Here is a 20,507-nt window from a genome sequence, read left to right as displayed (position 1 = left end):
CGGAAGTCCCCTCTTGACGTCCGGATGATGAACGCTAACAATGGTTTTCTATAACGTTGTAGAAGATGAGAAAACGAGGATGTTTACGTGAGAACTAGCGAATCTGCCGCAGGCAAGATAACTGCCAAGATCACCCTGGACCCGGCCTTCACCGTGGGGCCGGTCCGGCGCCGCACCTTCGGCGCGTTTGTGGAGCACCTGGGCCGCTGCGTCTACACCGGCATCTTCGAGCCGGGGCACCCCAAGGCTGACGGGGACGGCTTCCGGACCGACGTCCTGGAACTCACCCGCGAGCTGGGCGTGTCCACGGTGCGCTATCCGGGCGGGAACTTCGTCTCCGGCTACCGCTGGGAGGACGGCGTGGGGCCGATGGAGCAGCGGCCGGCCCGGCTGGACCTGGCCTGGCACTCCACCGACCCCAACCATGTGGGCGTGGACGAGTTTGCCAAATGGTCCGCCAAGGCCGGCGTCGAGCCGATGATGGCCGTGAACCTGGGTACCCGCGGGACCCAGGAAGCCCTGGACCTGCTCGAATACTGCAATATCGACGGCGGCACCGCCTTCTCCGACCAGCGCCGGGCCAACGGGGCCGAAAACGGCTACGGCATCAAAATGTGGTGCCTGGGCAACGAGATGGACGGCTTCTGGCAGATCGGCCACAAGAACGCCACCGAATACGGCCGGCTCGCCGCCGACACCGCCCGCGCCATGCGGATGGTGGAGCCCGACCTGGAGCTCGTGGCCTGTGGCAGTTCCGCTCCGAGCATGCCCACGTTCGGCGAGTGGGAGCGGGTGGTCCTCACCGAAACCTACGAACTCGTGGACTTGATCTCGGCGCACCAGTACTTCGAGGACTTCGGCGACCTGCAGGAGCACCTCTCGTCCGGGCATCGGATGGAGGCGTTCATCAAGGACATCGTGGCGCATATCGACCATGTGAAGTCGGTCAAGAAGTCCACCAAACAGGTGAACATCTCCTTCGACGAGTGGAACGTCTGGCACATGAGCCGCGACGAATCGAAGTCGCCCGCCGGCAAGGACTGGCCGGTGGCGCCCGTGCTCCTTGAGGACCGGTACACCGTGGCGGATGCCGTGGTTGTCGGTGATCTCCTCATCACGCTGCTCCGCAACACCGACCGCGTCCACTCCGCCAGCCTGGCGCAGCTGGTCAATGTGATTGCCCCGATCATGACGGAACCCGGCGGCCGCGCCTGGAAGCAGACCACCTTCCATCCGTTCGCCCTGACGTCGGAGCACGCCAGGGGCACGGTGCTGCAGCTCGCCGTCGAGTCCCCGCTGCTCAGCGGCGGCAAGACCGCGGACTTCGCCGCGCTGTCCGCCGTGGCGACCTTCGACGCCGCGTCGGGTGAAGCCGTGGTGTTTGCCGTGAACCGTTCGGCCGCGGACTCGCTCACGTTGAGCGCCGCCGTCGCCGGGCTGGGCAACGCGAAGGTCATCGAGGCGGTCACCTATGCCAACAAGGACCCGTACTGGCAGGCCACGGCGGATGACTCCACCTCGGTGCTGCCCGGCGAAAACGTCAGCGTAAAGCTCGACGGCGGCCGGCTCACCGCCGAGCTCCCCGCCGTCTCCTGGAGCATGATCCGCCTGGCCGTCGACGGGGCGGCCAGCTAGTCCTCGAGCAACGCCGGGTCAAGGTGGACGGGGGCGTCCAGGTCGCGTGTGCAGACCAGGACGTCCCCTTCCACATGCAGCCGTGCCGCGTGGATGCTGGTGCGCTGCTCCCGGACAGCCCGGGCCGGATCCGCCAGGCCGTTGGCCATCTCGGTGTCCTGCCATTCCGGATGCGTGAAGTAGAAGATGTAGGCGTGGCCGCCCTGGGTGACCACATCCGCGTGCCGCCCGTAGGTGGCGTCGTCCGCGCCGGCGCCGGGTGCATCCAGGATGAGGCCGTTGCCGGCTTCCTGCCGGGTCCAGGCCAGGCCATCGGCCGAGCGGTGCACGGCCTGGCCGCGCCACTCGTCCACCACCATCCAGTACCAGCCGCCAAGCCGGAACACGTTGGGACCTTCGTGGGCGGGCAACCCGATCACCTGGCCTTCGGCGCGCCAATGGCCTCTTGAACCTGTTTCTTCCCACACCGCCGACCAGGTGGTGGAGCCGTCCACCTCGTCCTTGAACCAGAGCCGCGGGCGGCCGTCCGCCACCACCGCAAACGCTGCGTCGATGACGTTCTCGGAGCCGACGTCCACCCGGCTTTCGAACTCCCATTGCTCCAGGTCGGGGCTGGTGAAGTGCACAAGCCGACGCCTCGTCTGCTCGGCCCAGGTGCCCGGAGCGCCCGCGCCCCAGGTCAGGAACATGTGATACTCGCCGTCATGCCACACGACTTCGGGGGCCCAGTGCGTGTTAAGCCCGGGGGAGTCTTCCGGATCGAGGCCCTCCACCACGCCGCGGTACTGCCAGGACGCTCCGGCGTCGGCGGAGACGGCGATTCCGATCCGGGTGCCGGTGATCCAGTCCACGCCGCCTGTGGTGAGGGTGGCGCGGCGGGCCGTGTAGAACATCCACCACTCGCCGGTGCCGCGGCGGTGGATGACAGTGGGATCGGCGGCGCCGTCGAACACCGGGCAGCGGAAGAGGGGGGACGTGGCAGGCGGCATGGCTGTTCCTTCGGGACTCGCGGGCGGAGGGCCGGTTCGGATGCTGCGGCCGGGCTCATTCTATAACGTTGTATAAGGCGTGGACAGGGCAAAAACCGTGCCGGTCTGCAACGATGTAGCTGAAGATGTTGCCGGGAAGGGAATCACCTGTGGCTGTGACCATGAATGACGTTGCGCGCGCCGCCGGCGTCTCGTTGAAGACCGTGTCCAATGTGCTCAACGACTACGAGTTCATCCGGCCGGCCACCAGGCAGAAGGTGCTGGATGCCATCGCGGAACTGGGCTACGAAGCCAACCTGACGGCGCGAAGCCTGCGCTCCGGGAAAACCCGCATGCTGGGGCTGGTGCTGTCCGACCTCTCCATCCCGTATTACGCGGAACTCGCGTCCCGGCTGATGACCGTTGCGGCCGGCCGCGGCTACCGCGTCCTGGTGGAGCAGTCCGGGGCCACCGCCGCGCACGAGCTGAGCGCGCTCCAGGGCCCGTTCCGCCAGCTCACGGACGGACTGCTGTTCACCCCGCTGACCCTCGATGCCGAGACCATCGCCGCGCACCGGGGCGCCAAGCCGGTCGTCATGCTGGGAGAGCACATCGCGGATCCCCGGTTCGATCTCGTGACCATGAAGAACGCCGAAGCCGCGGCGGCAATCACCGGCCATCTCCTTGCAGGGGGCCGGCGCCGCATCGCCGTACTGGGTGCTGCGGCAGGAGACACGGCGGACAGTCCGGGCCTGCGCCTGAACGGCTACCGGCAGGCATTGGATGCTGCGGGAGTGGAATTCGATCCCGCACTGGTGGTGCAGTGCGACTGGCGCCGCGATGCCGGCGCCTCCGCCGTCGGCGGCCTGCTCAACAGCGGCATCGGGTTCGACGCCGTCTTCGGCCTGAATGACACCGTGGCGCTGGGTGCCCTGCACGAGCTCTTGATTCGCGGAATCAAAGTACCGGACGACGTTGCGGTGGCAGGCTTCGACGACATCGACGAGGCCCGTTTCGCGTCACCGTCCCTCACCACGGTGTCGCCCGGCATGGCGGAAATCGCCGAGCGATCCATCAAGTTGCTGATCGACAGGATCGAAGGCGCGGAGCCGGCCGAGGAAGGCCTTCGGGTCGAGGCCGGCTTCGAGTTGAAGGTCCGGGACTCGGCGCCCTAGGGCCAGCCCCGACCGGACCGCCGGCGCGTAACGTACGGCTAATTAGCGTACTGTTCTTCATCGCCGCCGGGCACCAGGCCCGGCGGCTTCATCGAAGAAGGCCTCTTCAGCTGACGCTTGCAGAGCCCACAGCTGAAGCGGACCGCTCCACCCCGGCGAGGTAGGCGAACTGCTGACGCAGCCCGAAGCGCCAGGGCGGCAGTTCCTCGGCTGCACCCACTGTGTTGACCAGGGCTCCAAGATGGCTGCTGCGGATGGTGACCACGTCCCCCATCTTGTGGGTGAAGCCCTGCCCGGGTTCGTCCCGGTCCTGCGTGGGCGCGAACAGTGTGCCCGTGAAGAGCGCGAACCCGTCCGGGTACTGGTGGTGCCTGCCGAAGGTCGCGGCCACCAGCTCCTCGAATGGACGGCTGATCCGGGCCACCGTGTTCCGGCCTTCGAGCTGGTACCCGTCCGTACCCTCCACCCGGAGCAGTATCTCTTCCTGCCGCAGGGTCTCGAGGGTGAACCCGCCGTCGAACAGCCGGATCAGCGGCCCCAAGGCGCTGGAGGCGTTGTTGTCCTTGGCCTTGCCCAACAGCAGGGCACTCCGCCCTTCAACGTCGCGGAGGTTCACGTCATTGCCGAGTGTCGCACCCACCACCTTGCCCGCGGAGGTGGCGATCAGCACGAGCTCCGGCTCCGGGTTGTTCCAGGAAGAGAACGCAGGAATTCCGACACCGGCACCAAGGCCGACGGAGGACAGCACGGGTGCCTTGGTGAAGACCTCGGGGTCGGGGCCGATGCCCACCTCGAGGTACTGCGACCACAGCCCTTCGGCGATCAGTATCCGCTTGGCTTCGGCGGCCTCGGGGGAGCCCGGCCGGACCTCGCCGATGCTGCCGCCCAGCGCCTTGCCCACAAGTTCACGCATCTCGGTGGCCCGGCCTGCATCCCCGCCGCAGCGCTCCTCGATGACGCGCTCGATCATGCTGTCCACGAACGTCACCCCGCAGGCCTTGATGACCTGGAGGTCAACGGGCGCCAGCAGGTGCGGACGCGTTGTGTCCTGCGCCAGCGAGGCGCTGACGACGTCCGCCGTCTTCCACCGAGCCTCAGTCATGGCTGCACGGACCTCCGCCGCGGGCTCCGGGCGTTCCATCAGCTCCGACACCGTGCCGGCGAGATGCTGCAGGTCGAACACATCGCCGCCCCGCACCCCCACGACCCGCGGACCGGAGGTTTCCACATCCCAGAGACGGCCGATGAGGAGCGCGTCCTCCGCATCCTCCGGAAGGACTGCGGCGACCTGCGCCGGCAGCGCCGTCACCGCTGACCGTCCGGCCGTGCGGACGGCCGCCGCCAGGCGCCGTCGACCCTTTGCGGGACGTTCCAGGGGTTCGCATCCTGCAGCGGCTCCGGTAGCCGCTGCTCCGGAAAAGACTGGAAGGCCACCGGCCGCAGGAACCGCCGGATGGCGGCCGTCCCCACGGAGGTGGTGCCCGACGTCGTGGCCGGGTATGGCCCGCCGTGGTGCTGGGCGTAACTGACGGTCACCCCCGTTGGCCAGCCGTTCCAGAGCAGGCGCCCGCTGATGTCCGCGAGCCTGCCGGCAAGTTCGGCGACGTCGTCCTCCGGTTCGGCCTGCAGTGTGGTGGTCAGCTGGCCTTCCAGGAGCCCGGCAAGGGCGGCGAGTTCGGAGTCGTCGCTGTACTCCACCACCAGGCTGGCCGGCCCGAACATTTCCTGGCGGAGGATGCCGGGGTCCCGGCGGACGGCGTCGGCCGTGGTCAGCAACACCGTGGGTGCCGGCGCCTCAGCGAAATCGCCGTCCACCAGCACCTGCACGCCTGCCGTGTCCCGCAGCCCGGCAACTGCCTGCCGGAACCCTTCGTGCAGCCGTTCGCTGAGCAGCTGCGCCGGAGCGAAGTCCGCGAGGGCGTCCCGAAGGCTGTCCCGGACCTCGTCAGTGTGCCCGGCGGGGATGAAGAGCACGCCCGGCTTGGTGCAGAACTGACCCATTCCCTGCGTGAAGGAGCCGGCGTAGCCGCCCAGGATCTCCTCGCGGCGTGCGGACCAGGCGTTGCCGGTGACGAAAACGGCATTGATGCCGCCCAGTTCCCCAAAGAACGGGATCGGTTCGGGCCGTGCAGCTGCACGGTCGAACAAAGCCCGGCCGCCCGCCGTCGAACCCGTGAACCCGATGGCCTTCACCAGCGGGTGGTCAACCAGTGCCTCCGCAGCCTGGCGGCCAGTGACCAGGGAGAAGAGGCCCGACGGCGCCCCGGCGCCCTCGAGCGCCGCGGTCACCGTTTCGGCGGTACGGACCGCAAGTTCCCGGTGTCCGTCGTGCGCCTTGTGGACGACGGCGCAGCCGGCCGCCAGGGCCGACGCGGAGTCACCGCCCATCACACTGAAGGCGAAGGGGAAGTTGGACGCCCCGAAGACGCCCACCACGCCGAGCGGCACGTTGTAGCGGCGGAGGTCGGGCCGCGGTCCAATGCCCCAGGCGGCATCGTCATGGTCGATCGTCGCGTCGAAGTGCTCGCCGCGGCGGATCTCGTCGGCGAAGAGCCTGAGCTGGAAGACAGTGCGCTTCAGCTCGCCCTGGAGCCGGGGTTCGGCGAGATGGGTCTCCGCGGCCGCGATCTCCACGAGTGCCGCGGCGTCTCCTTCCAGGCCTGCGGCTACCGCTTCAAGCCAGGACGCCCGCGTTCCGGGACCTGCCAGGCGGGCTTTCTCGAAGGCTGCGTGGGCGGCCTCGACGGATGCGTTCAGCTGGCCGGCGGTGGTGTTCATCGGCCGGCTCCGGCAGGTGCAAGGCTCGCGCCGGTGACGGCGGCACGGTTGCCCACTTCAAGCCACCCCGGGCCGGAGGGGAATTCCCAGCGCGTCCGGGAAGCGCTGAGCATCTCGGCCCCGGTGCCCGGGCGTTCCGGGGCGGCATAGCGTCCCCCAACGATCCGCACCGGTTCGGCGAAGTGTTCGTGCAGGTGGTCCACGTATTCGATCATGCGGCCGTCCTGGCGTCCGGTGATGGCGGCGTAGTCGAAGAAGGAGAAGTGCTGGACCAGTTCGCACAGGCCAACGCCGCCGGCATGCGGGCAAACCGGGACGCCGAACTTGGCGGCGAGTAGCAGGTTGGCGATGTTCTCGTTGACGCCGCCCACCCGGGTGGAATCCAGCTGCAGGACGTCGATGGCCCCTGCCTGCAGCAGCTGCTTGAACACAATGCGGCTGGCTACGGCCTCGCCGGTGGCGACGCGGACCGGGGCTACTCCCTTCCGGATGTCCGCATGGCCCAGGATGTCGTCGGTGCTGGTGGGCTCTTCGATCCAGTAGGGATTGAACTCGGCCAGCTGGTTGACCCATTCAATCGCCTCGGACACTTCCCAGCGCTGGTTGGCGTCGATGGCGATAGGCAGGTTGCCCACCGCCTGCCGGGCGAGGGCCATGCGGCGGCGGTCGTCAGCGATGTCGCCGCCCACCTTGAGCTTGATCATGGAGAAGCCGGCGGCGGCGGCCTCCTTGCTGAGCCGGACGAGCTTCTCGTCGCTGTAGCCCAGCCACCCCGGCGACGTGGTGTAGGCGGGGTAGCCATCCGCCCTGAGGGAGGCGATCCGTGCGGACTTGCCGTCCTGGCCCGCCCGGAGGATGTCCAGCGCCTGCTGCGGGTTCAGGGCGTCGCGGATGTGGGTGAAGTCCACGACGTCCACGATCTCTTCCGGGGACATTTCGCTCAGGAGCAGCCAGAGCGGCTTGTTTTCGCGGCGGGCGCGGATGTCCCAGAGCGCGCTGACCAGCGCGCCGGCCGCCATCTGGGTGACGCCCTTTTCCGGGCCGAGCCACCGGAGCTGCGAGTCGTGGATGAGTCGCTTGGAGGCGCTGCCGAGGTCGTAGATCAGTTCGTCAATGTCCCGGCCCCGAAGCAGCTCAGCGTACGAGTTGATGGCCGCCGTGAGGATTTCGCTGCCGCGGCCGCAGCTGAACACAAAGCCGTGGCCCTCATCGCCCGCATCGGTGCGGATGACGACATAGGCGGCGGAGTAGTCGGGGTCAACATTGACCGCGTCGGACCCATCGAGCTCCAGGGACGTGGGAAAGCGGACGTCCTGGGTGGTGATGGAAGTGATGGAAGGCATGGATCTCTTCTCTCGGATTGATCTGAAGGGGTGGGATGATTTCCTATATGAATTTCCGTAATCATATAGGAACTGTGATCCAGATCAAGTGCCGATGGCAAAAAAGAACCCCGGCCGAGGGGCCGGGGCTCTGGAGCTAATCCACGATGTGCCGCCTGGGCGGGCCGCCGTCCTCGAGCGGTGCGAGGTCTGCCTGGCCTTCGAAGGCCTGGGCGAAGCGGGCAAACGAGTTCCGGATGTGCTCCGCCATGGCCGCTTCGGCCTGTTCGGGCTGGCACGCCTTGATGGCCTCGCGGACGGCCGAGTGTTCCGCGACGGTGATGGCGCCGTCGACGTCGGCCGGGTAGAGGCGGAAGGTGTGCAGGTGGCAGTGCGTCTGGGCGAAGGCGTGGCGGACTACGGTGTTGCCGGCGGCGGCCAGGATCGTGTCGTGGAAGCGGGTGTCATGGGCCACCAGATCCTGCCGCAGATCACCTGCGGACGTCATGGCGCTGCGGAACGCCGTAATTTCCTTCTCGAGTGCGGCGGAGGGATTGGCCAGCCGGTCGACGGCTGCCGAACGTGCCGCCCAAGGCTCCACCAGCAGCCGGAACTCGAAGAGGGAGCGGAGTTCGGCCAGGTCCAGCAGCGGCGTGGTGCTGTAGCCCCGGCCGGGGTTGTAGACCACCAGGTTGTCGCCTTCGAGCCGCTGCAGCACTTCGCGCACCGGCGTCTGCGATACGCCCAGGCTGCGCGACACGGCATCGATGTTGATCCGGGTGCCGGGTGCGATTTCGCCTTCGAGGATGGAGGCGCGCATGGACGAATACACATCGCTGACGGCTGCTTTGCCGCGGGAGATGTCGGAAGACTGACGTGGGGGCACGCGCTGACCTCTTAGTGCTGGTTGGGTGTGTTGTCGGGGTGGGAGTCGCTGGGGGAATCATATTCCACCGGGCCATCAGTCGCTCCGGCGGAGAGCTGTTTCGGGTGATTTTCGAGGGGGCTTGATCCGGATCACATTTTCTATATGATTAACCAGATTCCTATATGATTTTGGCATCGATATCTTCGGTGTCTTCCCCCGGCGCCACAGGCGCCCGAAGCCATGTTCACGTCGAAGGAGACCACATGACTGCGCTCGGAAGTAAAGTTGCCAGTACGTCATCCCCAAAAAATCCCCGCATGATGACCCGGAAGCGTTGGGTCATCATCTGGCTTGCCTTCATCGGGCTGAGCATCAACTACCTGGACCGCTCCAGCCTCAGTGTTGCCCTCCCCTTCATGGGCAAGGACTTCGAACTGACCGCCACCCAGCAGGGCCTGATCTTTGCGGCCTTCTTCTGGGCCTACGACTTCTGCCAGCTGGCGGCCGGTTGGTACGTGGATAAAGTCGGACCCCGCAGGTCGTTCTCCTTGGCGGCGCTCTGGTGGTCCGTCTTCACCATGGTGACCGCCGCGGCGACGAACTTCTGGTCCCTGTTCGCGGCCCGCTTCCTCCTGGGTGTCGGCGAAAGCCCCGCGCCCAGCACTGCCGCCAAGGTGGTGGCCACCTGGTTCCCCGTCCGTGAGCGGGCTTTTGCCACGAGCATCTGGGACTCGGGTTCCCGCGTGGGGGCCGTGATAGCGCTTCCCATCGTTACCCTGATCGTGGCGCTGACCTCGTGGCACGCAGTGTTCATCATCATCGGCATTGCCGGCGTGATCTGGGCAGCCGTCTGGTGGAAGGTGTACCGCAGCCCCCAGGAGCACCCCGGCGCCAACGCCGCCGAAGTGGCGTACATCGAAGAAGGCGGCGCCCGCGGCGAAGGCAGCGACGACGCCAACGCCGCCAAGCTCCCGTGGCGCTCGCTCTTCAAGTACCGCACCATCCTCAGCATGATGTTCGGCTTCTTCTGCCTGAACAGCGCCATCTACTTCTTCATCACCTTCTTCCCGAGCTACCTCGTGAAGGAACGCGGATTCGACCTGCTCAAGCTGGGCTTCTTCGGTGCCATCCCCGGAATCTGCGCGGTGCTGTGCGGCTGGCTGGGCGGATACCTGGCGGACCGCGCAGTCCGGGCCGGGGCATCCGTCACCAAGGTCCGCAAAACCGCCATCGCGGGCGGCCTCGCAGGCGGCTCCGTCATCATGTTCGCCGCCCTCGTGCCGGAAGCCTGGATGGCCCTGGCCCTGCTTTCCGTCGCTTACTCAAGCCTCACCGTCGCCGCGACCGGCATTTGGTCGCTGCCCGCGGACGTTGCCCCAAGCTCCAAGCACGTCGGATCCATCGGCGGACTGCAGAACTTCGCCTCCAACCTGGCCGGAATCTTCACCCCGATCCTGATCGGCGTGCTGGTGGACCAGACCGGTTCCTTCGTGGCCCCGCTGGCGGTCATCGGAGCCATCTCGCTCGTGGGTGCCGCCAACTACCTCTTTGTCATGGGCAAGATTGAGCCCCTGAAGGTCAAAGAGCCCGTAGCCGTGGTGTAACCGCCGGCAACAGTCGTCAACCGCGTGGCGGCGGCAACCCGGAGGGGTTGCCGCCGCCCCTTTGCCTTTGGCCAGGGACCTTTTCCGATGCAGACCACCTACACGTGGACAGGTTCCGGCTGCGGTGCCAGGGCGCGCAGGACGCCCGCGGCCGGTCAGGTCGCTGTGTTGGCGAGTTCAGCCTCCAGGCGTTCCACGTCGGCCCGGTGGCACAGTTCGGTGGCAGGCGTCATGACCGTGGCGCTTCCGGCGGCCACTGCGGCCCGGAAAGCCGCTTCAAGCGGGCGCCCTTGGGCGAGCCGGAGCACAAAAGCGGCGAGGAAATTGTCCCCGGCCCCTACCGTACTGACCACCGGCACGTTCGGCACGGTGAGCCGGATGAGGCCGGATTTCGACGCGAGCAGGGCTCCGGACCCGCCGAGGGTCAGGGCGACGTGTTCCGCTGCCCCGTCAGCCACGAGGGCGGATGCGGCGTCCACCTGGCTCTGCTCACTGTCGAGGGCGGCGCCGAAATGCGCCCCCAGTTCGCGCAGGCTCGGCTTGACCATGAACACTCCCGCGGTCAGCGCCTGGGTGAGTGCCGGCCCGGAGGCGTCAACGACGCAGTGGGCACCGGACTGACGCGCCAAGCGGGCAACCCGCGCATAGAAGTCGTCCGGGACTCCCGGCGGAAGGCTGCCGCTGGCCACCACATAGCCGCCCGCCGGCATGGACGCGGCAACAATGTCCAGGCAGGACTGCCACTCCGGTTCCCTAAGTTCCGGGCCCTGGAGCACGAACCGGAACTGTTTGCCGGTGGACGTCTCATCAACGGTGAAGTCCTGGCGGGTGCTCCCGTGGATGGGGACCGCCAGCGTCGGGATGCGCTCCGCTTCGATCAGCCGCCGATAGGCTTCCCCCGTGGGCCCGCCTGCCGTATATACCGCGAGGGTTTGTCCGCCCAGTCGCTGGATTACCCTCGCCACGTTGATGCCGCCGCCGCCCGGGTCGAGGCGGCTCGCGCCGCACCTGAGCTTATGGCCGCTGCTGACCTGTTCGGTTGAGGTGCTGATGTCCAAGGCCGGATTCACCGTCAGGGTGAGAATCGGCTTACTGCCCAACTGCTGCGAGGCGTCCATGGCCCCAGCATAGGAGACGCGGGGACCTGAAGCGCTGACGGCAGCCCGTCCCTACTGCCACACTGTTGCTGATGCAGGCATTCTTCGACGGACTCCTCAACGCCAGCCCGGTACTGGTGGCCTGTGTTGTGTTCGCGCTCGTTTTCGCCGAGGACGCCCTCTTCATCGGCTTCGTCATTCCCGGCGAAACCGCGGCGGTGGTGGGAGGTGTGATCGCCGGCAAAGGCAGCATCCCGCTTGCGGTGATGATTGCCGTGGTGGTCTCCGCAGCGATCCTCGGCGACACGGTGGGGTATGAAATCGGCAAGCACCTGGGCCCCCGGCTGATGTCGCTCAAGACCTATGACCGGAAGCGACCCCAACTGGAGAAGGCCCAGGAGTTCCTGAAGCGGCGGGGCGGACCGGCCATCTTCCTTGGCCGGTTCACCGCCTTCTTCCGCGCAGTGATGCCGGCACTGGCCGGGTTGAGCGGCATGCCCTACCGGCGCTTCGCGCTGTGGAACATCACCGGCGGCGTGCTGTGGGGGAGCCTGTTCGTGACCCTCGGATACCTTGCCGGGAACCTGTACGACGAGGTGGCACACACCGCCGGAAGTGCTGCCGCCATCGTTGTTGCCGCAGTGGCAGTCGGCGTGCTGGTCACATGGCGGATCCGCCGGCACAGGCAGGCGACGGATGCAGACAGCAGCGCGCATCCACAACCGTGACCCGCAGGGCGTTGACTACTCGCCACGGATGGCCGGGCAGCAGAGGCAAGGGTGGATCCTAGGCCGCGAGGAATAGTGCCCAGTCAGGGAAGGGGTCCACCGGTAATGGTGGCCCGGCCTCTCCGTGGTCGGGGGCATCGGTTAGTACGTCGGGCCAGTGTGGTGGTTCCCAGTCCTGTTGTTCGCTGGGGTAGGAGCGTCCTGCGGGTGAGATCCAGCCCGGTGGCCGGTCGCGGGTGGCGCCGACCGGCCGCCACGCTGTGGTGTGTTTGAGCCGGTGGTGCTTCCGGCATGGCTGGCCCAGGTTGGTGATGCCGGTGCCGCCGCCGTCGGACCAGGCCAGCAGGTGGTCCGCTTCGTTGTCCAGGGAGTGGTTGGTGCAGCCGGGAAAAGGGCACCGGCCGTCCCGAAGCCGTAACCATTGACGCATCGCCTTCGGGACCCGGTAGCTGCTGCGTCCGACCTCCAGCGGCGCCCCGCTGCGCGGGTCGGTCAGCACACGCAGGAACGATCCGGCGCCATCGGCGACAAGCCGGCGGGCCATGGACGGCGGAACGGGACCGTACCCGTCCAGTGTGGCCGGTTCCGTCCCGGCGCCCAGGAGCGATAACACCGGCACGGTCACCAACACCTGCGCCTTCGGCGACGGAACACCCTCGGTGACGCCGGCGATGAGCCAGTCCGCGGCGACGTCCGCGCGGAGCTGGGTCAGGGTCCGGGATTCGGCCGGCCCCTGCAGGGCCCGGGCCGCTTCCGTGGCACGGGCCCACACACCCGCTGCCACGTCCGCACTCACGTAGGCCGAGAGCCACGCCATGCCGTCCCGGTCCGGGGCATAGTCCAGCCGACGGTCCTCCATGCCCTTGCGGTGGCGCGCTTCGATACTTACCGGGTGGTGCCGCTCACGCCAGCTGCGCGCTTTGGCCCGGAATCTGCCCGGCACCAGCTCCCCGGCCGGGCAGCCACGCGCAGCAAAAGGAGCTTCGGGGTCCAGGAAATGCCCCTCCAGGGCAGCGGCCGCGACCGGGTCCAGACCGGATGTTTCATCACACATCACCCGCGCGTGCTGCCACGAAATGCCCCCAGACCGCAGCGCCGACAGGGTCAGGGGCAACCGGGTGGTCAGGGCGGCCGCCTCCGCCAGGAACGCCGCGGCCGATCGTTCGCTGACAGTCAGGGCACAGGCCACTTCTGCTGTCACCGCCATGTCCCGGGCCGTGCGCTCCTGCGGGGAAACGGCCGGGGCCGCCAAGGCCGCGGCAGCGGCCGCGTATCCGGCGGCGAAGTGCACTTTCACCGCGGCCAGCATGGCTTCCATGCTGCCCGCCTCAGCCATGCCGTCCAGGCACGCGTCCGCTTCGTCCCGAAGAGGGTCAGCTTCAGTCGGGGCCGCGCTTCCGGCCACGCGACCGGCGAACGCAGCCAAGGCAGCAAGGGAGGCCGCCATGCCCTCCAACGTCTCCGCAACTGCTTTGCCGTCCATACCCACAGCATGCCAGCAGGCACCGACAAAAAACCCCGCTTCAAAGCCACCCCGCTTCAAAGCCACCCGCTTCAAAACCGCAGGCAGACGAGGCACGTTCGCAGGGCATAACGGTCCCTGGCGAGCTGAGCGCGCAGCGCGCGCCACCTGATTTCGTGCCGGAGCGTGCCGAACATTACACCACTTCGACTTAGTTCGTTGTGGTGTATCGGGAATAAGGGTGCGATGGTGTAGGTTGCATTCCCGTCAGGGCAAGAACATCAGAAAAGAGAAACACCCAAAGTGGCAACCGATTACGACGAAGTACGATCCGACGTCAAGGAATCCCAGGAGAACTCCCTGGAGGCGCTCCAGTCCGCCAACGCACCCGACGCGCGAAGCGTTGTCCGGGAACTGGACGAGACAGACGCACTGGACGACGGCATGGTCCCCGGCGGCGAGTTCGTGGCCGAGGAACTGGTGGTCCAGGTCATCCCACAGGCGCAGGATGAATTCACCTGCTACTCCTGCTTCCTGGTCCGGCACCGGTCCCAGATCGCCCGCGAAAAGAACGGTCACGCCTATTGCGTTGATTGCGAAGGCTAAGGGCCGCCACGCCGTCTCCCGCTGTCCCTGAACCGGGAGACGGGCCCCGGAAATCTCACGGAAACGTGACCGGCCTACTGTGGTTACACAAGCAGTACGTTGAAGGGATTTTCGATGCACCTGATGCCCCGTGAGCAGGAAAAGCTCATGATTGTGGTCGCCGCAGACCTTGCCCGGCGCCGCCAGGCCCGCGGCCTGAAGCTGAACTTCCCTGAATCCGTGGCAATCATCAGCTACGAGCTGATCGAGGGCGCCCGGGATGGCCGGACCGTCGCCGACCTCATGAGTTACGGCACCACGCTGCTGACCCGGGACGACGTGATGGAGGGCGTGCCGGAAATGATCCACGACGTTCAGATCGAAGCCACGTTCCCGGACGGCACCAAGCTCGTCACTGTCCACGATCCGATCCGGTAGGGCAGGCCATGATTCCAGGCGAGTATGTTCTCGGATCCACGCCCGTGGTGATCAATGCCGGACGCGACGCGATCGACGTCGTCGTTGTTAACACCGGTGACCGGCCCGTTCAGGTGGGCTCGCACTACCACTTCGCTGAAGCGAACGCCGCCCTTGAGTTTGACCGCGCCGCTGCCTACGGCCGCCGGCTGGACATTCCGGCGGGCACTGCGGCCCGGTTTGAACCGGGGGACAGCAAGACCGTCCGGCTGATCGAGCTGGCGGGCAGCCGCGAGGTGTACGGCCTTAGCAACGCGGTCAACGGCACGCTGGCCCCGGCTGATCCCAAAGCAGCGAAGGCGGTAGCCAAATGAGCTTCGACCTGACCCGCAGGCAGTACGCGGACCTCTACGGCCCGACGACGGGCGACTCCATCCGCCTCGCGGACACCGAACTGTTCCTTGAGATCGAAAAGGACCTCACCGTCTACGGCGAGGAAGTGGTGTTCGGCGGGGGCAAGGTGATCCGCGACGGCATGGGCCAGAACGGCCAGGTGACCCGGGAAGAAGATGTTCCGGACACCGTCATCACCAACGCCGTCATCCTGGACTACACCGGCATCTACAAGGCGGACGTGGCGATCAGGGACGGCCACATCCTCAAGATCGGCAAGGCCGGCAACCCGCAGATCGCCGACGGCGTGGACATCGTGATCGGCGCCAGTACCGAAATCATCGCCGGGGAACGGAAGATCCTCACCGCTGGCGGCGTGGACACGCACATCCACTTCATCTCCCCGGACCAGGTGCCCACCGCGCTCACCAGCGGCGTGACCACCATGGTGGGCGGGGGAACCGGGCCGGCGGAAGGCACTAAGGCCACCACCGTCACGCCCGGAAAATGGCACATCCAGCGGATGCTGCAGGCCACCGAGGGAATGCCCATCAACATCGGGCTGTTCGGCAAGGGCCACGCCTCGGCCGTCGAACCGCTGGCCGAGCAGATCCGGGCCGGCGCCATCGGACTCAAGGTCCATGAGGACTGGGGTTCCACCACGTCCTCGATCGACAACTCCCTGAAAGTGGCGGACGAATACGACGTCCAGGTAGCCATCCACACCGACACCCTCAATGAATGCGGCTTCGTGGAGGACACCATCCGGGCCATCGCCGGCCGGGTCATCCACACCTTCCACACCGAGGGCGCCGGCGGCGGCCACGCCCCGGACATCATCAAGATCGCCGGGCTGCCCAACGTACTGCCCGCGTCCACCAACCCCACGCTGCCTTACACGCGCAACACCATCGAAGAGCACCTGGACATGCTCATGGTGTGCCACCACCTCAACCCGGACATCCCGGAAGACGTGGCGTTCGCCGATTCCCGGATCCGCGCCGAGACCATCGCCGCCGAGGACGTGCTGCAGGACCTGGGGGTCTTCGCCATCACGTCCTCCGACTCCCAGGCCATGGGCCGGGTGGGCGAGGTGATCACCCGCACCTGGCAGGTGGCGGACAAAATGAAGAAGCAGCGCGGCGTGCTGAAGGACCCGGCCGGCGGCGCGCACGGCGCTCCCAACGGCTCCGGTTCGGACAGCGACAACTTCCGGATCAAGCGCTACGTGGCGAAGTACACCATCAACGCCGCCATCGCTCAGGGCATGGCCGAATCCATCGGCTCGGTGGAGGAAGGCAAGTTCGCGGACCTGGTGCTCTGGGACCCCGCGTTCTTCGGGGTGAAGCCGGAACTGGTGCTCAAAGGCGGCCAGATCGCCTACGCACTCATGGGCGATGCCAACGCCTCGATCCCCACCCCGCAGCCGCGGACCATGCGCCCGATGTTCGCCGCATTCGGCAAGGCGGTGCAGCAGTCCTCTATTACGTTCCTGTCCCAGGCCGCGATAGAGGCCGGTGTGCCGGAGGAACTGGGGCTCCAAAAGAACATCCGCCCTGTGTCCGGGATCCGCACGCTATCCAAGGCCGACCTCAAGTTCAACGACGCCACGCCGGACATCCAGGTGGACCCGGAAACGTACAAGGTGACGGTGGACGGCGAGGACGTCACGTGTGAACCGGCGGACGTTCTGCCCATGGCCCAGCGCTACTTCCTCTTCTAAGATCCCGACCCCCGGAGCCCCCACGTGATCATCGAGAAAATCCTCGGCAACCTGCACGAGCTCCCTGCCTCGGAGGCCGGAGCCCTCGCCGCCCTGCACCAGGAAAAAGTGGTGCTGCCCAGCGCCCAGCTGGTGAAGCGGATCCAGCGCGTCACCACGGACCACGGCAAGGAACTCGGCATCCGGCTGCCCGCCGGTTCCGGGGACCTGCGCGACGGCGACATCCTGCACGTGGCCGAAACCAACATGATCGTGGTGTCCGTGCTGCCCACCGACGTCCTGGTGGTGGCGCCTCGGACCATCCACGAAATGGGCGTGGTGGCGCACTCGCTCGGCAACCGGCACCTGCAGGCGCAGTTCTTCGATTCGTCCTCGGAGTACGGCGCCGAGGTGATGGTGTGCGCCTACGACCACACCGTGGAGGATTACCTCAAACATGTCGGTGTGCCCTACGACCGCCAGGAACGCGTGATGCCCGTCCCCTTCCGCCATGCCGAACACAGCCACTAGCTACCAGCTCGCGCTGCAGCAGCTGACCGACTCCGCGTTGCCCACCGGGGCGTTTGCGCACTCGCTCGGCTTCGAGACCTACATTGAGCGCGGCCTGGTCCACGATGAGGCGTCCTTCGGGGTGTGGCTGTCCGCGTTCGTGGGGCAGCAGCTCACGTACTCCGATGGCCTGGCAATCCGTTTCCTCTATGACGGCGGTTCCGTTGCGGAACTGGACGCACTGCTCACGGCGCAGCTCCTGCCGCGGCAGCTGCGGGAGGCGAGCATCAAGATGGGGACGCGGCTGCTGGAGATCGGCTCCGAAATTTTCCCTTCCCCGGAGCTGGCCCAGTACCGGGCGCTGGTGGGTGCCGGCCGGGCCGCCGGCCATCAGCCGCTGGCGTTCGCCGTCGTCGCCCGTTCCCTTGGGGTGCCGCTCGCAGAAGCGCTCGCCGCGTACCTTTTCGCCGCGGTCACCTCGCTGACGCAGAACGCCGTCCGCGCCATTCCGCTGGGGCAGAACGCCGGCCAGCGGCTGCTGCGGAAAGCGGCCGACGACGTCGCTGCCGCCGTCGAACGGATCGGCCGCCTTGCGCCGGACGACTTCGGGGCCGTCAGCCCCGGACTGGAAATTTCGCAGATGCGGCACGAGCGTCAGCGTGCCCGCATGTTCATGAGCTAGCAGGAGGACACTATGTCTGAACCCATCAAAATCGGCATCGGCGGACCGGTCGGTGCCGGCAAGACCCAGCTCGTGGAGCGTCTCACCCGGCATATGAGCCGCGAAATCTCCATGGCCGCCATCACCAACGACATCTACACCATCGAGGACGCCAAGATCCTGGCCGCCAACGGCATCCTGCCCGAGGACCGGATCATCGGCGTCGAAACCGGTGGCTGCCCGCACACCGCGATCCGCGAGGACACGTCCATGAACACGGCGGCGATCGAGGAGCTCAAGAAGCGCCACCCGGACCTGCAGGTCATTTTCGTTGAATCCGGCGGCGACAACCTCTCCGCCACGTTCAGCCCCGAGTTGGTGGACTTCTCGATTTACATCATCGACGTGGCGCAGGGCGAGAAGATCCCGCGCAAGGCCGGCCAGGGCATGATCAAGTCGGACCTCTTCATCATCAACAAAACCGACCTCGCCCCGCACGTCGGCGCGGACCTCTCGGTTATGGAGCGCGATTCGAAGGAATTCCGGGGAGAGAAGCCGTTCTGCTTCACCAACCTGAAGACAGACGAAGGCCTCGACGCAGTCATCGAATGGGTGCGGCGCGACGTCCTGATGCTCGACCTGGCGCAATGAGCACGACGGCGGCCGTTCCTGCCGCGGTTTGCGCACCGATGGGGGAGCTCGAGCTGCGCATCGAGCATCGCGGGGCCAGCTCCGTGGCCGCGCATCAGTACCATCGGGGCGCCTTGCGGATCCTACGGCCGCACTACTTGGATGACTCCGGGCAGGTTTGTTATGTCCTCGTGAATCCGGGCGGCGCCTACCTTGGGGCCGATCGCTACGTCATTGACGTGGAGGTCGGGGACGGGGCGAAGCTCCTGCTGACCACCCAGTCCGCCACGAAAATCTACCGGACTCCCGGGTCCTTTGCCGAACAGCGGATGAGCCTGCGGCTGGGGGAGGGGGCGCAGTTGGAGCTGGCCCCGGACCAGCTGATCGCGTACCGGGAGGCCAGCTACCGGCAGAACACCCGCATCACCGTGCGGCCGTCGTCGAGCCTGGTCATGGCTGAAGTGGTCACGCCGGGGTGGTCGCCGGACGGGGCCTCGTTCCGGTACGAGGAACTGCGGCTCCGCACCGAGATCCACGTGGAGGTGGACAGCGGCACCGAACTGCTGGCGCTGGACAACTTGCTGATCCGGCCGCCCCTCGGCGATGTCACCGGCATGGGCTTCATGGAGGGCTACAGCCACCTGGGTTCGCTGGTAGTGGTGGACGGCCGGGTGGACCAGGCACTGGCCGACGAGCTCCACGCGCTGACTGCCGGGCACGATGCCTGCACCGGGGTGTCACTGACTGCATCCGTCGGCGGAACCACCGGCCTGGTGCTGCGGTCGCTCTCCAACTCGACGGAGGAACTCAACCGTTTGCTGGGCGCCTGCTCCGCCGCGCTGCGGGAGCGCTGGTACGGGCAGGCTCCCCTGAACCTGAGGAAATACTGATGGCCACGCTGACCGGGTTCGCCGCGATGTACCGGGAGCGGGAGCAGCTGCCGCTCCGGACCCGGCTGCTCTTCGCCTTTGGTGCGGTGGCCGCGCTGCATCTTGCCGCCGTCGTACTGTTGCTTGTCAGTTCGGCGGGTGCCGTGCAACCGCTGGGGCTGGGGCTGGTGCTCACCGCGTACCTGGCGGGCATCAAACACAGTTACGACTGGGACCACCTCGCTGCGATCGACAATTCGACGCGGAAGTTCGTGGCCCAGCACAAGGACCCGGTGAGCGTCGGGTTCGCGTTCAGCCTGGGCCACAGTTCGGTGGTGATCCTCACCGGAGTCCTGGTGGTGGGCGGCGCCGCCATGGTGGGCCAGTTCATGGAGGACGGCACCACCGGAAACCTGGTCCTGGGCCTGATCGGCAGCGGCGTCTCCGGGCTGTTCCTGCTCGCCATTGGCCTGTTCAACGGCTCGGCGTTCCTGCAGGCAGCGCAGGCCTACCGGAACGTGCAGGGCGGCGGCGAGCTGCGGGAGGGGGACCTTGAAGCGAAGGGATTCGTGGCACGCCTGCTGGCCAAACCGCTGTCCAGGGTCCAGCGGCCGCGCAACATCTACGTGATCGGCTTCCTGTTCGGGCTGGGTTTCGATACCGCCACCACCATCGGGCTTTTGGTGATGACGACGGCGGCATCCCTCGCCGGAGTCTCTCCGCTGGCACTGCTGGCGCTGCCGCTGGCGTTCACTGCGGCCATGACCTTGTGCGACACGGTCAACGGTGTCGCCATGATGCGGATGTACCGGTCAGCGATCCACAATCCGCAGCGCAAACTCGGGTTCAACGCCCTGATCACCGGGATCTCTGCCGTGTCCGCACTGTTCATTTCAGCCATCACCCTGGGCGGCTTCTTCAATGCGGCCTTTGGCCTGGAGGATCCCCTCACCAGCTGGCTGGGCGCCGTGGACCTGGGCGAGGCCGGACTGCTGCTGGTGGCCGTCCTGCTGGCGGTGTGGGGCGCTGCGGTGTGGCGCGGGCGGTTGAAAGGCGCTTCAACGGCCGCGTAGCTTGCCCGCCGGGCGGCCCGCGACGCACCC

General features: G+C 67.0%; 20 protein-coding genes. 13 read left to right on the top strand and 7 right to left on the bottom strand.

Features of this window, described 5'->3' with window-relative positions:
• Window positions 1–87: 87 nt before the first annotated feature.
• On the top strand, window positions 88–1,635 hold the full coding sequence (locus JOE31_RS00265; RefSeq protein ID WP_209741609.1) for an alpha-N-arabinofuranosidase: 1,548 nt from the start codon (window positions 88–90) through the stop codon (window positions 1,633–1,635).
• Here JOE31_RS00265 and JOE31_RS00260 read toward each other — a convergent pair.
• A complete protein-coding gene (locus JOE31_RS00260) occupies window positions 1,632–2,624 on the bottom strand; it encodes a family 43 glycosylhydrolase (protein ID WP_209741608.1) in 993 nt (330 codons plus the stop codon). The two genes, JOE31_RS00265 and JOE31_RS00260, sit on opposite strands and share 4 nt — an antisense overlap.
• Window positions 2,625–2,773: 149 nt before the next feature.
• Between JOE31_RS00260 and JOE31_RS00255 the strand changes: the two genes are divergently transcribed.
• The gene (locus tag JOE31_RS00255; protein ID WP_209741607.1) at window positions 2,774–3,778 is read left to right on the top strand and encodes a LacI family DNA-binding transcriptional regulator; all 1,005 of its coding nucleotides are present in this window, start codon (window positions 2,774–2,776) and stop codon (window positions 3,776–3,778) included.
• 106 nt (window positions 3,779–3,884) lie between these two features.
• Here JOE31_RS00255 and JOE31_RS00250 read toward each other — a convergent pair whose 3' ends face one another.
• From JOE31_RS00250 to JOE31_RS00235, 4 genes are all read right to left on the bottom strand, one after another.
• Window positions 3,885–5,087 (bottom strand): fumarylacetoacetate hydrolase family protein, encoded by a 1,203-nt coding sequence (locus JOE31_RS00250; protein WP_209741606.1) that lies wholly within the window; start codon window positions 5,085–5,087, stop codon window positions 3,885–3,887.
• Window positions 5,084–6,556, bottom strand: a complete 1,473-nt coding sequence (locus JOE31_RS00245) for an aldehyde dehydrogenase (NADP(+)) (protein ID WP_209741605.1) — start codon at window positions 6,554–6,556, stop codon at window positions 5,084–5,086. Before JOE31_RS00245 ends, JOE31_RS00250 begins: the two co-directional genes overlap by 4 nt.
• The gene (locus tag JOE31_RS00240) at window positions 6,553–7,899 is read right to left on the bottom strand and encodes an L-fuconate dehydratase (protein ID WP_209741604.1); all 1,347 of its coding nucleotides are present in this window, start codon (window positions 7,897–7,899) and stop codon (window positions 6,553–6,555) included. The genes JOE31_RS00245 and JOE31_RS00240 overlap by 4 nt, the downstream gene beginning before the upstream one ends.
• A 136-nt stretch (window positions 7,900–8,035) precedes the next feature.
• Window positions 8,036–8,764 (bottom strand): GntR family transcriptional regulator, encoded by a 729-nt coding sequence (locus JOE31_RS00235; protein WP_209741603.1) that lies wholly within the window; start codon window positions 8,762–8,764, stop codon window positions 8,036–8,038.
• Between the two features lie 299 nt (window positions 8,765–9,063).
• Here JOE31_RS00235 and JOE31_RS00230 point away from each other — a divergent pair, with 299 nt between their 5' ends.
• A complete protein-coding gene (locus JOE31_RS00230; RefSeq protein ID WP_245198863.1) occupies window positions 9,064–10,350 on the top strand; it encodes an MFS transporter in 1,287 nt (428 codons plus the stop codon).
• Window positions 10,351–10,505: 155 nt separating this feature from the next.
• On the opposite strand, the gene JOE31_RS00225 is transcribed toward JOE31_RS00230, so the two are convergent.
• Window positions 10,506–11,468 (bottom strand): 1-phosphofructokinase family hexose kinase, encoded by a 963-nt coding sequence (locus JOE31_RS00225; RefSeq protein ID WP_209741601.1) that lies wholly within the window; start codon window positions 11,466–11,468, stop codon window positions 10,506–10,508.
• A 71-nt stretch (window positions 11,469–11,539) separates the two neighbouring features.
• Between JOE31_RS00225 and JOE31_RS00220 the strand changes: the two genes are divergently transcribed.
• Window positions 11,540–12,175, top strand: coding sequence for a DedA family protein (locus tag JOE31_RS00220; protein WP_209741600.1), 636 nt, complete (start codon window positions 11,540–11,542; stop codon window positions 12,173–12,175).
• Between the two features lie 58 nt (window positions 12,176–12,233).
• Here the strand turns inward: JOE31_RS00220 and JOE31_RS00215 are convergent, their stop codons facing one another.
• Window positions 12,234–13,658 carry an HNH endonuclease signature motif containing protein gene (locus JOE31_RS00215; RefSeq protein WP_245198862.1) on the bottom strand — a complete coding sequence of 475 codons (1,425 nt, stop codon included), beginning with the start codon at window positions 13,656–13,658 and terminating at the stop codon, window positions 12,234–12,236.
• Between the two features lie 282 nt (window positions 13,659–13,940).
• On the opposite strand from JOE31_RS00215, the gene JOE31_RS00210 reads away from it, so the two are divergent.
• The 9 genes from JOE31_RS00210 to JOE31_RS00170 all read left to right on the top strand — a co-directional run bounded on the left by JOE31_RS00210 (window position 13,941) and on the right by JOE31_RS00170 (window position 20,477).
• Window positions 13,941–14,243, top strand: a complete 303-nt coding sequence (locus JOE31_RS00210; protein ID WP_028270561.1) for a DUF4193 domain-containing protein — start codon at window positions 13,941–13,943, stop codon at window positions 14,241–14,243.
• Between the two features lie 114 nt (window positions 14,244–14,357).
• Window positions 14,358–14,660 (top strand): urease subunit gamma, encoded by a 303-nt coding sequence (locus tag JOE31_RS00205; RefSeq protein ID WP_011690112.1) that lies wholly within the window; start codon window positions 14,358–14,360, stop codon window positions 14,658–14,660.
• A gap of 8 nt (window positions 14,661–14,668) precedes the next feature.
• Window positions 14,669–15,013, top strand: coding sequence for an urease subunit beta (locus JOE31_RS00200; RefSeq protein WP_209741599.1), 345 nt, complete (start codon window positions 14,669–14,671; stop codon window positions 15,011–15,013).
• The gene (gene ureC, locus JOE31_RS00195) at window positions 15,010–16,755 is read left to right on the top strand and encodes an urease subunit alpha (RefSeq protein ID WP_209741598.1); all 1,746 of its coding nucleotides are present in this window, start codon (window positions 15,010–15,012) and stop codon (window positions 16,753–16,755) included. Before JOE31_RS00200 ends, ureC begins: the two co-directional genes overlap by 4 nt.
• Before the next feature lie 24 nt (window positions 16,756–16,779).
• The gene (ureE, locus tag JOE31_RS00190; RefSeq protein WP_209741597.1) at window positions 16,780–17,265 is read left to right on the top strand and encodes an urease accessory protein UreE; all 486 of its coding nucleotides are present in this window, start codon (window positions 16,780–16,782) and stop codon (window positions 17,263–17,265) included.
• Entirely contained in the window at window positions 17,246–17,926 is a 681-nt protein-coding gene (locus JOE31_RS00185; protein WP_209741596.1) for an urease accessory protein UreF, read from the top strand. The genes ureE and JOE31_RS00185 overlap by 20 nt, the downstream gene beginning before the upstream one ends.
• Window positions 17,927–17,938: 12 nt before the next feature.
• Window positions 17,939–18,556: an urease accessory protein UreG gene (ureG, locus tag JOE31_RS00180; protein ID WP_209741595.1), complete on the top strand. Its 618-nt coding sequence runs from the start codon at window positions 17,939–17,941 to the stop codon at window positions 18,554–18,556.
• The gene (locus JOE31_RS00175; RefSeq protein WP_245198861.1) at window positions 18,553–19,425 is read left to right on the top strand and encodes an urease accessory protein UreD; all 873 of its coding nucleotides are present in this window, start codon (window positions 18,553–18,555) and stop codon (window positions 19,423–19,425) included. The genes ureG and JOE31_RS00175 overlap by 4 nt, the downstream gene beginning before the upstream one ends.
• Window positions 19,425–20,477, top strand: a complete 1,053-nt coding sequence (locus JOE31_RS00170; protein WP_209741594.1) for a HoxN/HupN/NixA family nickel/cobalt transporter — start codon at window positions 19,425–19,427, stop codon at window positions 20,475–20,477. Before JOE31_RS00175 ends, JOE31_RS00170 begins: the two co-directional genes overlap by 1 nt.
• Window positions 20,478–20,507 lie beyond the last annotated feature (30 nt).

Source organism: Arthrobacter sp. PvP023 (assembly GCF_017832975.1).
Classification (GTDB): domain Bacteria; phylum Actinomycetota; class Actinomycetes; order Actinomycetales; family Micrococcaceae; genus Arthrobacter.
Note: the sequence above shows the minus strand (reverse complement) of the source record. Positions and strands in the feature narration are given on the sequence as shown.

What these genes read in the sequence shown, in the direction of transcription:
- JOE31_RS00260 (WP_209741608.1), bottom strand. Translation starts at nt 2,624, where the DNA reads ATGCCGCCTGCCACGTCCCCCCTCTTCCGCTGCCCGGTGTTCGACGGC.
- JOE31_RS00245 (WP_209741605.1), bottom strand. Translation starts at nt 6,556, where the DNA reads ATGAACACCACCGCCGGCCAGCTGAACGCATCCGTCGAGGCCGCCCAC.
- JOE31_RS00240 (WP_209741604.1), bottom strand. Translation starts at nt 7,899, where the DNA reads ATGCCTTCCATCACTTCCATCACCACCCAGGACGTCCGCTTTCCCACG.
- JOE31_RS00230 (WP_245198863.1), top strand. Translation starts at nt 9,064, where the DNA reads ATGATGACCCGGAAGCGTTGGGTCATCATCTGGCTTGCCTTCATCGGG.
- JOE31_RS00225 (WP_209741601.1), bottom strand. Translation starts at nt 11,468, where the DNA reads ATGGACGCCTCGCAGCAGTTGGGCAGTAAGCCGATTCTCACCCTGACG.
- JOE31_RS00220 (WP_209741600.1), top strand. Translation starts at nt 11,540, where the DNA reads ATGCAGGCATTCTTCGACGGACTCCTCAACGCCAGCCCGGTACTGGTG.
- JOE31_RS00215 (WP_245198862.1), bottom strand. Translation starts at nt 13,658, where the DNA reads ATGGACGGCAAAGCAGTTGCGGAGACGTTGGAGGGCATGGCGGCCTCC.
- JOE31_RS00205 (WP_011690112.1), top strand. Translation starts at nt 14,358, where the DNA reads ATGCACCTGATGCCCCGTGAGCAGGAAAAGCTCATGATTGTGGTCGCC.
- JOE31_RS00200 (WP_209741599.1), top strand. Translation starts at nt 14,669, where the DNA reads ATGATTCCAGGCGAGTATGTTCTCGGATCCACGCCCGTGGTGATCAAT.
- ureC (WP_209741598.1), top strand. Translation starts at nt 15,010, where the DNA reads ATGAGCTTCGACCTGACCCGCAGGCAGTACGCGGACCTCTACGGCCCG.
- JOE31_RS00185 (WP_209741596.1), top strand. Translation starts at nt 17,246, where the DNA reads ATGCCGAACACAGCCACTAGCTACCAGCTCGCGCTGCAGCAGCTGACC.
- ureG (WP_209741595.1), top strand. Translation starts at nt 17,939, where the DNA reads ATGTCTGAACCCATCAAAATCGGCATCGGCGGACCGGTCGGTGCCGGC.
- JOE31_RS00175 (WP_245198861.1), top strand. Translation starts at nt 18,553, where the DNA reads ATGAGCACGACGGCGGCCGTTCCTGCCGCGGTTTGCGCACCGATGGGG.
- JOE31_RS00170 (WP_209741594.1), top strand. Translation starts at nt 19,425, where the DNA reads ATGGCCACGCTGACCGGGTTCGCCGCGATGTACCGGGAGCGGGAGCAG.